The organism is Streptomyces sp. JN8 (genome assembly GCF_055808075.1).
Genome location: NZ_CM147852.1, coordinates 7,402,208 through 7,415,963 on the forward strand (window position 1 = coordinate 7,402,208; position 13,756 = coordinate 7,415,963).

Genomic DNA, 13,756 nt, shown 5'->3' on the forward strand with positions numbered 1-13,756 from the left:
TCGGCGTGCGGTCGACGACACGCCAGGCCGCGGTCCGCCGTCCCTCAGCGTTCCCGTCCGTCGCCGCTGTCCTCCGCGGTGCGCCGGCCCAGGGACGCCTCCTCGATCCGGCCGCCGCGGCCGAGGAGACCGGTCTGTTCGAAGGGGTGGGCGGCCATCAGGCGGGGCAGCTCCCGGCGTGACATCAGGTCGACCGCCAGGGGGAAGAACGGCCGTCCCAGCTGGGCGAGCCGCAGCCACGGCGGGGCGTAGACGGCGGCGGCGCGGCGGTCGATGCCGCGGGCGATCCAGGTGGAGACCTGCGCCACCGGGTAGACGCGGCGGGCGGGGGCGGGCATGTGGCCGCGCAGTTCCCGCAGGACCGTGTGCCGGTCGACGTCGCGGACCATGTCCGTGTCGGTCCAGTGGAGGTACGCGACGCCGACGCCGACGCCCAGGTGCGCGACCTCCGCGCGCAGCGACCGTGCGAAGGCCTCCGCGCCGGCCTTGGACGCGCAGTAGGCGCTCATCATTGGGGCCGACCCGAAGGCCGCGGTCGAGGCCACCTGGAGGAAGTAGCCACGGGTCGCGCGCAGGCCGGGCAGGTAGGAGCGGGCGGTGATGGCGCTCCCCACGAGGTTGACGTCGACGACGCGGCGCCACGTCTGCGGGTCGGAGGTCTCGAAGGGGCCTCCTTCGGCGACGCCGGCGTTGGCGACGACGACCGACGGGGCGCCCAGGTGCCGCTGCACGTTCTCGGCGGCGAATCCCATCGCGACGTCGTCGGTGACGTCGACCTCGACCACATGGGCCGGCGTACGGAGCGTCTCGGCCACCGTTTCCAGTGTCGAGGCCTCCCTGCCGAGGAGCGCGACGCGCATGCCCCGGTCGGAGAGCTGCCGCGCCAGGTCGGCGCCCAGGCCGCGGGCCGCGCCCGTGACCACCGCGGCGCGTCCGTCCAGTTTCCAGGAGCCCGTCATGACCCTCTCCCTTGCAGACGGGGGCCGTCCCGCGCCGGCGGCGCGGCGCCCCCGCTCGTCGGTCTCATCGGCCGCGACCGGTGTGCCGGACGCCCGTCTCCCGGGCGGCCTCCTGCGCGTGCCGCTCGCGCCAGTAGGGGTTGTCGTGGGACAACTTGCTCGACACGCGTCCGTACATCCCGAACGTCATGACGAGCAGTCCCATGACGAAGCTGAAGACCACGTTGGTCATGCCGAAGTCGAGGAAGTTCGCCGGCTTGTCGAGGACGAACAGGTGGTAGAAGCCGCTGAGCAGGAACAGCCCGCCCACCAGCATGTTCAGGGAGGAGGCGAAGTTGCCTCCCACGACCGCCCCGGCCAGCAGGGCGAGGCCCACCACGACCGAGATCACGCTGAGCGCGGTGTTGCTCGTCATGCCCGCGATGCGGTCCCCGGAGGTGTCGAAGGAGCTGAGGGCGTTCGCGAAGCCCAGGCCGCCGAAGGTGAGCAGGATGCAACCGCACAGGGCCGCGCCGGCCCGGTACACCGTGGCCAGGTGATGGTCCACGGGGAGTTCGTCCTGGAGTTTCACGGCCTTCCTCCCGGAGTAGGCACGCCGGCTCGGGGTGAGCCTCACCCGTTCTTCGGCCGGTGGCCCGTTCCGGATGCACGAGGGGGTCAGGTCGCCCCGTTCGGTGTCTCGTGTCGGGCGGCGAGTTCGGCGTTGAGCGCCCTCAGGAAGGCGGCGATCGTCGTCAGCTCCTCGTCGTCGAAGCGGCCGCGCGCCGTCTCGGTGGCCCGCGCCAGGGGGCCGAAGTACCGGCGGGCGAGTGCGCGGGCCTCGGGAGGGTAGACGAGGTGGACGACTCGGCGGTCGGCGCTGTCGCGGACGCGCCGCACGTGTCCGGAGCGCTCCAGCCGGTCGAGGCAGGCCGTCACCGCTCCGGAGGTGAGGCGCAGTTCCTCGCGGAGCCGGGAGGGGGTCGCGGGTCCGTCGGGCCCCGCCGACAGGTCCATGATCGCGGCGAGCGCGTGGACGTCGGTGGCGTGCAGCCCGTGCGCGTGGGCGAAGTCCGTCGCGCTGCGGTTCAGCTCGCGGTTGAGCGTGCGCAGCAGGACGGCGTAGGCGAACAGGTCGTCGGCCTGTTCGCGCGGATCCGGAGAGGCCGGATCCGGAGAGGATGGCTGCATACCTCAAGCATAGTGTTACTCAATGATTGAGATAGTTTATGGTCGAGATGGTTTTGCTTCCCCGCCCCGTTTTCTCTCACCCGCCCCGTTAGGGAGTCGATGAACAGCGCGCGTCGACCGGTCCGATGGCTGGTCCCCCTCGTCCTGGTGGTTGTCTGGCTCGGCCTCGGAGGAGCCTTCGGCTCCTACGCAGGAAAGCTCGGCGAGGTCTCCACCAACGACCAGGCTGCCTTCTTGCCCCAGAACGCCGAGTCCACTCGGGTGATCGAGCAGCAGAAGGCCTTCAACCAGCAGGAGACCCTTCCCGCGATCGTGGTCTGGACGGCCGACGGCGGCGGCGCCGTCTCGCCGGCCCAGCAGAAGGCGGCGACGGCCGCCCTGCGGTCGCTCACGGGCACGGAGGGCGTCGAGGGCCCGCCCTCGCCCGCCTTCCGCTCGGAGGACGGCGAGGCGCTCCAGGGCGTCGTGCCGCTCGCACCCGACCTCGGCGAGGAACTCGGCGACGTCCTGGACGGGATCCGGGCCGCCGCGGACAAGGTGCCCGGCACCCAGGCCCAGCTCGCGGGCCCGGCCGCCACCCAGGGAGACCTCGGCGACGCCTTCGCCGGCATCGACGGAATCCTGCTCGGGGTGGCGCTGGCGGCGGTGCTGCTGATCCTGCTGCTCGTGTACCGCAGCATCCTGCTCCCCTTCCTCATCATCATCAGCTCGGTCTTCGCCCTCGGCGTCGCCAGCGCGATCGTCTACGTCCTCGCCGACCACGACGTGGTCCGGGTGGACGGCCAGGTGCAGGGCATCCTGTCCATCCTCGTGATCGGCGCGGCCACCGACTACGCGCTCCTGCTCACGGCCCGCTTCCGTGAGGAGCTCGCCGCCACCGGCGACCGCGCGGCGGCCGCCTGGGCCGCCACCCGCGGCTCGTTCGGGGCCATCACCGCCAGCGCCGCCACGGTCGCGCTCGGCCTGCTCGCCCTCCTCCTGAGCGACCTCACCAACAACAGGGCCCTCGGGCCGGTCGGCGCGATCGGCGTGGTCTGCGCCCTCTTCACGACCCTCACGTTCCTTCCCGCGGTCCTCGCCCTGATGGGCAAGGCCGCGTTCTGGCCGGCCAAGCCGAGGTCGGCCGACGCGGAGACCGGCGGCCACGGCATCTGGCGGCGCGTCGCTCACCGGGTGGACGCCCGCCCCCGGCAGCTGTGGATCGTGACCACCGCGATCCTCCTCGTCGCCGCGGCGTTCTTCCCGGCCCTCCAGTCCAAGGGCGTTCCGCTCGACGAGCTGTTCGTCAACGACGCCCCCTCCGTGGCCGCGCAGCAGACCCTGGGCAAGCACTTCCCCGGCGGCTCCGGCCAGCCGGCGGTCGTCATCGCCGACGCCGACCGGCGGGACGCGGTGCGCGAGGCCGCCTCCGGCACCCCGGGAGTGGCCCGCGCCGAGGTCGTCACCCGCACCCCCGGCGGAGAGCCGCTCGTCGTCGACGGCAAGGTCCGCATCGACGCGACCCTCACCGACTCCCCGGACAGCGACGCCGCGAAGGCGGCGGTCCAGGACCTCCGCGACGCCGTCCACGCCGTCGACGCGGACACCCTGGTGGGCGGCTACACGGCTCAGCAGTACGACACCCAGCGCACCGCCGAGCACGACAAGAACCTCATCATCCCGGTCGTCCTCGCGATCATCCTCGTGATCCTGATCGTGCTGCTCCGCTCGCTGCTCCTGCCCGTCCTGCTGGTCGCCACCGTGGGCCTCAACTACCTCGCGACCCTCGGCATCGCCGGGATCGTCTTCGAGCACGGGTTCGGCTTCTCGGGCACGGACGCCTCCGTCCCCCTGTACGGATTCGTCTTCCTGGTCGCCCTCGGCGTCGACTACAACATCTTCCTCATGTCCCGCGTCCGCGAGGAGACCCTGAAGCTGGGCACCCGGCAGGGCATGCTCCGCGGGCTGATCGCCACCGGCGGAGTCATCACGTCGGCGGGAGTCGTGCTGGCCGCCACGTTCGCGGCGCTCATCGTCATCCCGCTGGCCTTCCTCGCCCAGATCGCCTTCATCGTCGCCTTCGGCGTGCTGCTCGACACCATCGTGGTCCGCTCGCTCCTGGTGCCCGCCCTGGTGCGCGACATCGGGCCCGCCGTCTGGTGGCCGAGCCGACTGGCGCGCGAGACCGACGACGAGCGGCCGGAGCCCGTCGCGGTCGGAGGCGGACGGAAGGAGGACTGACCTCGACCGGCCGTCGCGCGCGGGGGCACCCGCCGCACGCGACGGCCGGGCCGTCCGTACGCGTCCCACGTGACGGCCCGGCCGTCCGTACGTCCCAGCAGGCGACGCCCAGCCGCCCGTACTCCGCCGCACGCGACGCCCAGCCGCCCGTACCGGCCCCACGGGACGGAGCGACCGTCAGCACTCCCCGGCAGGCGACGTCTGGCCGCCCGTGTTCCGCGGGGTCTTGCCGTCCGTGTTCCGCGGGGCGCGCATCAGTCGCCGTGCCCCGTGCCGCCGCTGCCGAAGCCGCCGCTGGAGATGCCGCGCCACTTGCGCTTCTCCTCGCTCGGCGGCTCGGTGTCGGCCTCACCGGAGTTCTTCAGGTTGTACGGCATGAGGCGGTGCTCGCCGTCGGTCTGCGGCATCTCCGCGGGCTTGCGGTACTCGGTCGCCTCGCCCGGCAGCGCACCCGTGTCGGGGCGGTGGGGATGGGACGCGGGGTCGGGGGGCGGCAGCTCCTTGTTCTTCACCCTGATGCCGAACACGAAGGCGCCGATGAGGACGGCGACCACGATGAGGCCGCCGAGCACCTGAGCGAGACCGGACTGCCAGACACCGGCCGCCAGCACCGAGGTGTCGAGGATGTGCGCGTGCATGAGGCTGTCCCCTTCGTCGAGACCGTTCCGGACACCGTGCGGAGGTCCGGCGGACGGCGCCGAGCTCGGCGCCGACATCCCTCTTTCCGCCCGCGGACCTGCGACGGATGCGCGCCCCGCCCCGTACCGCCCCCGGAAGCCGGCGCACCCCACCAACGGCCCAGCCCGTATGGCGCCGGCCGGGAGGACCGTGGTCCGCTGAACCGGCGGGCACCCCTGGGCCGCGGCCTCGTCCCGAGGGACCCACTACGGCCGGCGGCATCGCGCACCCGTTCCCTTTCCCCGGTTCATCCGGAGACGGCCCGTGTCCGAACGTCCGCCCCCGCCCGAGTGCGGGTACTGCCGAGAACACACCCGGGAGGAACCGCACGGCGACACCGTGCGGGAGGCCTTCGACGCCATCTACGCGCACTGGTACCCGCAGGTGCTGCGGTGGGCCAGGCGCCGCTGCCCCGACGCGCACGAGGCCGAGGACGTCGTCCAGCAGGTCTTCACGGACGCCTGGCTGCACTCGGCCCGCTACTGCCCCCGCCGCGGCGAACTGGGCCCCTGGCTCTACGGCATCACCGCCCACAAGGCGACCGACGCGACCGCCGCCTCCGTCCGCCGGTACGAGGTGTTCCGCCGGCTCGCCCGGGGCCGCCCCGCCGAGCCCGTGGACGACTGCGCCCGGGCGGTCGAACGGCTCGGCATCACCGGTGCCGCGGCGGCCCTGCCTCCCGGGCGCCGCGAGATCCTCTTCCTCGCTCACTACCTGGATCTCACCCAGCCGGAGATCGCCCGCAGGCTCGGCCTGCCCCTGGGGACGGTGAAGAGCCACACCCGCCGCGCGCTGAAGGCCCTCGCCCAGCTCGTCACGGAACGGGACGGACCGGGGCCGCGGTCGCGGCGGCCGTGACCCCCGCTCCCGCCATGGTCCGCACCAGGCTCCGGGCCATCCAGTCCGGTCCCCGGCGCCGCACCGCCCGCGCCCAGCGCGACAGGCCGACGGGGGGTTCGGCCAGCAGCCGCCGCAGGGCCGCGCCCACCGTGTGCGGGTCGAGGCGCGACGGGTCGAGGGCGAGCGCGAGCCCGGCCCGTTCGGCGTCGTGCGCGATCGAGAACTGGTCGCTGGAGAAGGGCAGGACGAGCGCCGGGGTCGCGGACGCGAGGCACTCGGTGAAGGAGTTGTTCCCGCCGTGGTGCACCATCGCGTCGACCTGGGTCAGCAGCCACCGCTGCGGTACGACGTCCGCGACGTGCACGTCCGGCCCCGACAGGTCCGCGAGGTCCGCCGCGCCGTCGCCCGCCGCGACCACCACCGCGCACCCGGGGACCCGGTCGCGGACCGCCCGGACGAGCAGGGCCAGCACGTCGGCGCGGGCCGAGAGGAAGGTGCCGAGCGCGATCAGCACCAGGTGCCGGTGGGTCGCCCGCAGCCGCCGCACCACCTCCTCCCACTCCGGTCCGGGGGACGGCTCCCGGACCGGCGAGCAGTGCCCTCCGTAGAGGAAGCGGGTCCCGCTCCGCGGCCGCTCCGGAAGCCAGGGGAATCTCGGGTAGTTGAACAGCACCGCGTGCCGCGACGCGAGGGCGAAGGCCCGCCCCGGCGGCCGTTCCGGGGCGTGGGTCCGGGCGACCTCGGCGAAGCGCCGGGTGAACGCCACGTCGTTGGCCCGGGCGGCCCGCCGCAGTGCGGCGAGACCGTCCTCGGTCGGGCGGATCGCCGGCGGCCAGGCGTACGGCACCCCGAAGAGCGCCTCCGGCGCGTGGGGCAGATACGTCGGATGGCCCGGGCAGAACGTGGCGAACGGGAGTCCGAGGCAGTGCAGGGCCAGGGTCACGGGGTAGCTCAGCTGATCCACCACGTACCAGTCGGGCGCCCAGCGCTCCTGCACCTCCCGGATCCCCTCCAGCACCCCGCCGGGGTCCGCCAGCATGTCCTCGCCGCGATGGCGCGACTGGGTCAGCAGCGCGGCGACGGCGCCCTGCCGGGTGGAGCCGAGGAACTCCTCCAGGCGCTCCGCCTCCCGGGCGCCCTGCCGGGTGCTCCGCGCGACTCCGGTGTTCGCGTTGCGCGTCACGGTCAGCGGTACGAATCCCACCCCCGCGGCCTCGGCGAGGGGGGCGAACGCGGGGGCGGACACGAACAGCACGTCGGCCCCCGTCCCGGCGAGCGAACGGGCCAGGACCGACAGCGGCTGCGCGTGCGAGAGGAACGGGGGGCTCACCACGGCGACCCGCGGTGCCCGGCCCGCGCCGGCGCCTTGAGAGGGCTTCATGCCGCATCCTTCGGCCCGCCGGTACGCCGTGGATGCACCGTGCAACCCCAGCACCCCAGCACTCATGCACCCCTAGCACTCATGCACCCCTGCGCTCCCGCACCCCTGCGCTTCCGCGCTCCCGCACCCCTGCGCTTCCGCGCCCCTGCGCTTCCGCGCTCCCGCGCTCTCTCACCCCCCCCGCACCCCCCCCGGCACCCCCGCGGGGCCCCGACCGCCCACCCGGCGCGGCCCCCGTACGCCTCCGCCCCGCCCGTACCTCGGGCGGCGCATGCGCGGGCACCGCTCGTGCATCCGTGCGGCGGGGCAGCGGCGAATCACTCCAGGCCGACCGTCCTCGTCGAGGAGATCCCATGTCACGAGTCCCCTCCGCCCCCGCCGTGACCGGCGGCGCTCCGGCCGGTTCCCCGGCGGGGCCGCCCGACCCCTTCGTGGCGGCCCGGGCCGGCGGGCGGACGGGGGCCGCGCACGGTGCGCCCGCGTGGCGCGGCCCCGAGCCCCACCTGCTCGCCGAACTCGTCCGGGCCGAGTACGGCCCGGACGGTGCAGCCGACGGCCCTCCCGCGGTCGCGACCGCCGCCGACCTGGCACTCGCCCGCTTCCGGCACCGCGTGAGGGCGGGCCGGATCCCGTCCCCGGCGGAGTGCGTCCGGATCCTCGACGGCTGCGACCACGGCGCCGCCGCCGTGTTCGACGTGTGGCCGGACGTCGTCCGCCGACACGGTCCGGAACGGGCCTCGCGGGCCCTGCGCGGCTGCCTCCTCGTGGCGCACGGATCCCGGGCGACCGCGCCGGCACTCGACCTCGCCGCGGCCACGGGCCTGCGCCCGCTGCGTCCCTCCGAACTCCTCCCGCTCTGCGCGGCGGGGGACCGGGGCATACGGCACGCGGCCCTGCGGCTGCTCACCGCCGACGGCACGGCCCTCCCGGCACCGGGCGTGACCGGCGCCCCGGGGGACGCGTACGAACGCCTCCTCCACGAGGCCCTGCGGAACGCGCCGCTGCGCCTCACCGGCTCCGTCGGCCTCCGCCCCGGGATGTTCGTCGCGCAGTCCATGCTGATGGGCGACCTCGACCGGCCCGGCGAGGGGGCGAGCGGAGGGCTCGGCGTCCTGCTCGGCTCCCTCGGCGACGCGCTCGCCCGCACCGACCGCGTGGGCGGCGTCCTCACGGTGGTGACGGCCTGCGTTCCGGACCTGGAGGCGGACCCCGCCCTCCTGCGCCGGCGCGACCGCGGCCACTGGGTCCTCAGGATTCCCGTGGACAGCCCCCACCCCCTGCGGGCCGACGAGGTGGGACGCCACCGGGAGGCCATGGCCTGGTGGGCGACGCGGCTCTTCACGTCGATCGGCAGACCGATCGACGTCCTGCACGTCCGGTACGCCGACGACGGCTCCCTCGCCCTCGCCGAGGCCGCGCGGAGGGCGGGACTCGGCCTGGTCTTCACCGCCACCCCCGACCCCCACCGCCAGGTGACCGAGCGTCATGACACCGCCGCCCCGGACCCGGTCGCGCTCCGGCAGGACCTTCACCGGGTGTTCGTCGCGGACCGGCTGGTCGAGCGGGCCGACCGGGTCGTCGGCATCGCCGGCGGGGGCCGGGGCACGGCGGAGCTCCTGCGGTACTTCCCCCGGCTGGCCGCGCGGGGCCGCGAAGGGGTGCTCAGCGCCCCGCCGGAGGGCATCGCCCCCTACCGGCCGTCCGCCGCCCGGGCCCGGCGGAGCGGGCTGGTGCTGGGCAGGATCGACGCCCTGGCGGCGGCGCATCCGGCCGACAGACCGGTGGTGCTGCTCAGCGTCGGCCGACTGCACTCCGTCAAGCAGCAGGACCTCCTGGTCCGCGCCTGGATCGAGTCCGGATGCCATCGGGAGTCGCTGCTCGTGGTCGTCGGGGGAAGCGCCACGACCACGGACCCGGTCGAACGCGCCATGCGCGCGCGCATGGACGAGGCCCTGGCCTCCTGCGACGAGGCCCGCGAGCGGCTCCTGCTGCTCCCGGCCCTGCCGAACCCCGACGTGCGCATGCTCGAACGGTCACTGGCCGCTCCGACCGGGCGGTTCCGCGCCCGGTACGTGTGCCCGAGCGCCAAGGAGGAGTTCGGTCTCGCGGTCCTGGAGGCGATGGAGGCGGGGCTGCTCGTGGCCGGACCCCTGCGGGGCGGTGTGCCCGCCTACCTCGTCGACGGGCACAACGGCATCCTGATGGACACCGGCGGCGCGGGCTCCCTCGGCGCCGGCCTGCGGCGCCTCGTCCAGGTCGAGGACGACCGGGCCCGGGCGATGGCCGCCCGTGCCCAGCGCCTCGTCCGCTCCACCTACTCGTCGACGGCCATGGCCCGGGCCCTCGCGCACCACTACACGGCCGTGACCGAACGGAAGCGGCGCAACGCCCTCTGAGGGCCGGCGTCCTCTGAGGGGAGGGCTCCGCGGGGGCGCTCTCCGGGGAGGGATTCCCGCGACGCCTCCCGAGCCGTGAGCGGGTGAGTCGTACGACGCTCCGGCCCCGCCCCGGTGCCTCCCGCGGTGCTCCGGCCGCGCCCCGATGACCCGTGCCGTGCTCCGGGGCGCCACCCGACGGATCGTCACTTTCCGCGTCCGGAAAGGACCATGGCGCGGACCCGAGCTCCGACGCGTCGCACACCCCCTCGGTGAACCTCGGGTAACTCATGGGCGCCCAGGGGTTGTCAGTGCAATTTCACATTACTATGTTACACCGCACACGGTTTGATGAGTCCTCGTCAAAGACCGTGCGCACCACAACAGTTCTCGTCACATCCCCTTGACGAACCCCCACCCCACATGGAGTCCTGTTGTCCATCCCCAGACGCGTGCGCGCGTCCCTGCTCACCTCCGCCGTCGCAGTCACCCTGCTGGCCTCCTCGGGCCAGAGCGGAGTGTCCGCCGTCGACACGGACGCCCGTACCGCCGCCGTCCCCGCGGCGTCCACCGGCGCCCCGGGCCCCCGGGCCGAGCACGGCGGCAACCCGTACGACGAGGTGGAGCGCCTCGCCACCGCGCCCCGCAAGACCTTCGGGCCCGCCCCGGCCCCCGGGATGCTCGCCACCGGCCGCGTGCCGGGTCGGGCGCCGGCCGAGGCGGCGACAGCCGCCCGGAGCCTCACCGCCGCCCCCCGTACGACCGCCGCCGGCATCCCCTGCACCCTCGACGGGATCACCGGGCTCGGCCCCGAGCAGTTCGCCGACTTCCTCGCCGACCCCGCCGTCCTCGCCGACGGCTGTCTGCGCGGACTCGTCTGGACCTGGGACGCCCGGCTCGCGCCCGTCATGTCCGACGCCCACGTCCAGGCCGTCGCACGCCGGATATCAGGCCTGGCCGCGACCCACGACGGCCGCAACTCCTCCCACCTGGAGGAGATGTTCACCTACCTGCACGCCGTCGCCTACCACGACTACGCGCGCGACGAGATCGACACCACCGACGCGCCCACCGTGAACGCGGTCCGCCGGGCCGTCGCCGACTTCGGCGACGCGGCCCGCACCTTCGACGTCACCAAGAGCAACGCCCTCACCCTGCGCGAGGCCCTCTACGCGGCCAGCGCCCCCGGACTGCGGCAGCACCAGCTCGGGCTGATCAAGCGGGTCCTCGCCACCATGGACCCCGCCCACCCCGCCACCCACCTCGACCCCTCCTGGGCGGGGGCCGCGCTCGCCGCGCTCTCCGTCAACTACCTGGGGGTCTATCCGGGCAACCAGGACGCCGCCTTCCAGGCCGCGGCCGCCGCCGACCCCGCGTACCGCGCCGTCTTCAAGGCCTTCGCGGGGTACGCGCACCTCAAGGGCACCGCGAACGACTGGGTCGCCCGCGACGCACTGGGGGAGTACGGCCGCTTCGGCGAGATCCCCGTCCTGCGGACCGGCATCACTGCGGACCTCGGCGGGCTCCTCGGCCAGGTCGTCGACACCTTCGGCCGGGGCAGTCAGCAGTGGGCCAAGGTCGTCTCCTGGCTCAACTACTTCGACGCGTGCGAGCCGTACGGCGTCTGCAAGGCCGACATCGAGGCGCAGATCTTCCCGTACACGTACACCTACGACAAGGGTGCGATCAAGGTCCGCACCGGACTCGACCGGGCCACCGTCGACCAGCTGTACTACGCGAGCAAGCAGGTCAAGGCGCAGTTCCACCGCGTGCTCGGCAGCGAGCAGCCGCTCGCCGGCGACCCCAACACCACCCTCACCATCGTCCTGTACGGATCCCGTGCCGACTACGAGAACTACCACCCCGTCCTGACCGGGATGGACACGAACAACGGCGGCATCTACATCGAGCGCGGCGCCACCTTCTACACCTACCAGCGCCGTGTCCCGCAGGACTCCTCCCTGACGCTCGAGGAGCTCTTCCGCCACGAGTACACGCACTACCTCAACGGCCGCTGGGCCGTGCCCGGCTTCTTCGGCGAGGGGCCCTGGTACCAGGGCGACCGGACCACCTTCATGGACGAGGGCACGGCCGAGTTCTTCGACGGCGCCACCCGCGACGACGGCATCAAGGTCCGCAAGTCCCTGGTCCGCGGCATCATCGGCGACACGGCCGGCGGCGGCCCCCGGATGAACCTCCGGCAGATCCTCAACGCCACCTACGACGGCGACGGCTTCCGCTTCTACAACTACGCCGGCACGTTCTTCGAGTTCCTCTGGACCGAACGGCCCTCGCTGATCCGCGAGATGTACACCCACCTGCGGAACGACGACGTCGCCGGATACGACGCCTGGCGCACCCGCCTCGGCGGCGACGCCGGCCTCCAGGGCGCCTACGACCGCTTCCTCGACGTCCAGATCGCCCAGGTCGACAGCCTCTTCGTCCCCCACACCACGTTCACCCCGAACGCGCAGCTGAGGGACTCCGCCCTGGCCTCCGTGAGGTCCGCCTTCGCCGCCGCCACCTCCAACACCCCCGACTGCGTGGAGAACGGCGACCCGGGCAAGCGCCGCTTCGTCTGCACCGGCCGGATCACCGCCAACCTGTCCGACGCCGGCAGCGCGGACCGGACCTTCAAGGACATGTCCGAGACGGTCGACTACTTCCTGCTCGACCGCGCGGGCGCCGCCTCGAACAACCTGGCCGACATGAACTGCTCCTTCGGCGTCGTCGACATCTGGGCCAACAGGGTCGCCGGCACGTCGAGTTACCGCTGTGAGGGCCCCCTCCGCAGCTGAGCCGCCCCGCCCCGTCCCGACCGGGCCGGCCCCCGCCTCGGGAGGGGGTCGGCCCGGTGTGTCGCCCGCACCGCCCCGGTAAGGGAGTCGCCGGCCGCGCGGCGCACGGAAGAACTCCCGTACCAGTCCTGTCGAGGATCTTGGCAGAGCCAGTGCCATGTGAAATATTACTGCCGTGCCCACGAGAGAAACCTCGGACGTCATCGTCATCGGCGCCGGCGTCGTCGGTGCCGCCTGCGCCCACTACGCGGCCCTCGCCGGCCTCTCCGTCACCGTCGTCGACCGGGGTCCCGTCGCGGGCGGCACCACCGGAGCGGGCGAGGGCAACCTGCTGGTCTCCGACAAGGAGCCCGGCCCGGAACTGGACCTCGCCCTCCTCTCCACCGCGCTGTGGACCGAACTCGCCGAGCGGCTCCCGCCGTCCGTCGAGTACGAGGCCAAGGGCGGTCTCGTCGTCGCCTCCGACGCCACGGGACTGCGCGCCCTGCGCGCGTTCGCCGCCCGCCAGGAGAAGGCGGGCGTCGTCGCCCACGAGGTGTCCGGTGACCGGCTCCACGACCTGGAGCCCCACCTCGCACCGGGCCTCCCCGGCGGCTTCCACTACCCCCAGGACGCCCAGGTGATGCCCGCCCACGCCGCCGCCCAGCTCCTCCGAGCCGCCGGCGACCGGGTCCGCCTCGCGCTCGGTGAGGAGGTCACCGGCCTCCTCACCGAGCCGGGCGGGAGGGTCCGAGGGGTGCGGACCGCCACCCGCGAACTCCACGCCCCGCACGTCGTGAACGCCGCGGGGACCTGGGGCGGCGCCCTCGCCGCCCTCGCCGGGGTCCACCTCCCCGTCCTTCCCCGCCGCGGCTTCGTGCTCGTCACCGAACCCCTGCCCCGCGTCGTCCGGCACAAGGTGTACGCCGCCGACTACGTCGCCGACGTGGCCAGCGGCTCCGCCGCGCTCCAGACCTCCGCCGTCGTCGAGGGCACTCCCGCGGGACCCGTCCTCATCGGCGCCAGCCGCGAGCGCGTCGGCTTCGACCGGACGCTCTCCACCGAGGTGCTGCGCCGTCTCGCCGCCGGTGCCACCGCGCTCTTCCCGGTCCTCGGCGGCGTGCGGGCGATCCGGACCTATCCCGGCTTCCGCCCCTACCTGCCGGACCACCTGCCCGCCATCGGCCCCGACCCGCGCGTCCCCGGACTGCTGCACGCCTGCGGCCACGAGGGCGCCGGGATCGGCCTCGCACCGGCCACCGGACAACTCGTCGCGGCCGCCCTCACGGGCGCCCGACCTCCCCTGGACGCACACCCGTTCCGCCCCGAGCGGTTCGGCACCGCCGCGCCCTGAGG

10 protein-coding genes are annotated in these 13,756 nt (G+C 74.0%); 5 read left to right on the forward strand and 5 right to left on the reverse strand.

Annotation, left to right across the window (positions count from 1 at the left end; genetic code table 11):
- Nucleotides 1–44 precede the first annotated feature (44 nt).
- The 3 genes from ACY0MR_RS32555 to ACY0MR_RS32565 all read right to left on the reverse strand — a co-directional run bounded on the left by ACY0MR_RS32555 (nucleotide 45) and on the right by ACY0MR_RS32565 (nucleotide 2,129).
- Complete coding sequence (locus ACY0MR_RS32555; RefSeq protein ID WP_388796968.1) at nucleotides 45–959, reverse strand: SDR family oxidoreductase; 915 nt, start codon at nucleotides 957–959, stop codon at nucleotides 45–47.
- Nucleotides 960–1,023: 64 nt separating this feature from the next.
- On the reverse strand, nucleotides 1,024–1,530 hold the full coding sequence (locus ACY0MR_RS32560; protein WP_388796971.1) for a DUF4383 domain-containing protein: 507 nt from the start codon (nucleotides 1,528–1,530) through the stop codon (nucleotides 1,024–1,026).
- A gap of 86 nt (nucleotides 1,531–1,616) precedes the next feature.
- Nucleotides 1,617–2,129 (reverse strand): MarR family winged helix-turn-helix transcriptional regulator, encoded by a 513-nt coding sequence (locus ACY0MR_RS32565; protein ID WP_473556975.1) that lies wholly within the window; start codon nucleotides 2,127–2,129, stop codon nucleotides 1,617–1,619.
- A gap of 99 nt (nucleotides 2,130–2,228) precedes the next feature.
- Between ACY0MR_RS32565 and ACY0MR_RS32570 the strand changes: the two genes are divergently transcribed.
- Nucleotides 2,229–4,349: an MMPL family transporter gene (locus ACY0MR_RS32570; RefSeq protein WP_392866474.1), complete on the forward strand. Its 2,121-nt coding sequence runs from the start codon at nucleotides 2,229–2,231 to the stop codon at nucleotides 4,347–4,349.
- Between the two features lie 254 nt (nucleotides 4,350–4,603).
- On the opposite strand, the gene ACY0MR_RS32575 is transcribed toward ACY0MR_RS32570, so the two are convergent.
- On the reverse strand, nucleotides 4,604–4,987 hold the full coding sequence (locus tag ACY0MR_RS32575; RefSeq protein WP_361850988.1) for a DUF6479 family protein: 384 nt from the start codon (nucleotides 4,985–4,987) through the stop codon (nucleotides 4,604–4,606).
- A 304-nt stretch (nucleotides 4,988–5,291) separates the two neighbouring features.
- On the opposite strand from ACY0MR_RS32575, the gene ACY0MR_RS32580 reads away from it, so the two are divergent.
- Nucleotides 5,292–5,885 (forward strand): RNA polymerase sigma factor, encoded by a 594-nt coding sequence (locus ACY0MR_RS32580; RefSeq protein ID WP_392043513.1) that lies wholly within the window; start codon nucleotides 5,292–5,294, stop codon nucleotides 5,883–5,885.
- On the opposite strand, the gene ACY0MR_RS32585 is transcribed toward ACY0MR_RS32580, so the two are convergent.
- Nucleotides 5,842–7,248: a glycosyltransferase gene (locus ACY0MR_RS32585; protein ID WP_473556978.1), complete on the reverse strand. Its 1,407-nt coding sequence runs from the start codon at nucleotides 7,246–7,248 to the stop codon at nucleotides 5,842–5,844. The two genes, ACY0MR_RS32580 and ACY0MR_RS32585, sit on opposite strands and share 44 nt — an antisense overlap.
- 353 nt (nucleotides 7,249–7,601) lie before the next feature.
- Here ACY0MR_RS32585 and ACY0MR_RS32590 point away from each other — a divergent pair, with 353 nt between their 5' ends.
- The 3 genes from ACY0MR_RS32590 (at nucleotide 7,602) to ACY0MR_RS32600 (ending at nucleotide 13,754) form a co-directional block, all read left to right on the forward strand.
- Complete coding sequence (locus ACY0MR_RS32590; protein ID WP_473556980.1) at nucleotides 7,602–9,644, forward strand: glycosyltransferase; 2,043 nt, start codon at nucleotides 7,602–7,604, stop codon at nucleotides 9,642–9,644.
- A gap of 413 nt (nucleotides 9,645–10,057) precedes the next feature.
- Nucleotides 10,058–12,421 carry a collagenase gene (locus ACY0MR_RS32595; protein ID WP_473556983.1) on the forward strand — a complete coding sequence of 788 codons (2,364 nt, stop codon included), beginning with the start codon at nucleotides 10,058–10,060 and terminating at the stop codon, nucleotides 12,419–12,421.
- A gap of 175 nt (nucleotides 12,422–12,596) precedes the next feature.
- On the forward strand, nucleotides 12,597–13,754 hold the full coding sequence (locus tag ACY0MR_RS32600) for an NAD(P)/FAD-dependent oxidoreductase (RefSeq protein WP_473556985.1): 1,158 nt from the start codon (nucleotides 12,597–12,599) through the stop codon (nucleotides 13,752–13,754).
- Nucleotides 13,755–13,756 lie beyond the last annotated feature (2 nt).

Coding starts and splice junctions, on each gene's coding strand:
- ACY0MR_RS32555 (WP_388796968.1), bottom strand. CDS start 959: ATGACGGGCTCCTGGAAACTGGACGGACGCGCCGCGGTGGTCACGGGC.
- ACY0MR_RS32565 (WP_473556975.1), bottom strand. CDS start 2,129: ATGCAGCCATCCTCTCCGGATCCGGCCTCTCCGGATCCGCGCGAACAG.
- ACY0MR_RS32570 (WP_392866474.1), top strand. CDS start 2,229: ATGAACAGCGCGCGTCGACCGGTCCGATGGCTGGTCCCCCTCGTCCTG.
- ACY0MR_RS32575 (WP_361850988.1), bottom strand. CDS start 4,987: ATGCACGCGCACATCCTCGACACCTCGGTGCTGGCGGCCGGTGTCTGG.
- ACY0MR_RS32585 (WP_473556978.1), bottom strand. CDS start 7,248: ATGAAGCCCTCTCAAGGCGCCGGCGCGGGCCGGGCACCGCGGGTCGCC.
- ACY0MR_RS32590 (WP_473556980.1), top strand. CDS start 7,602: ATGTCACGAGTCCCCTCCGCCCCCGCCGTGACCGGCGGCGCTCCGGCC.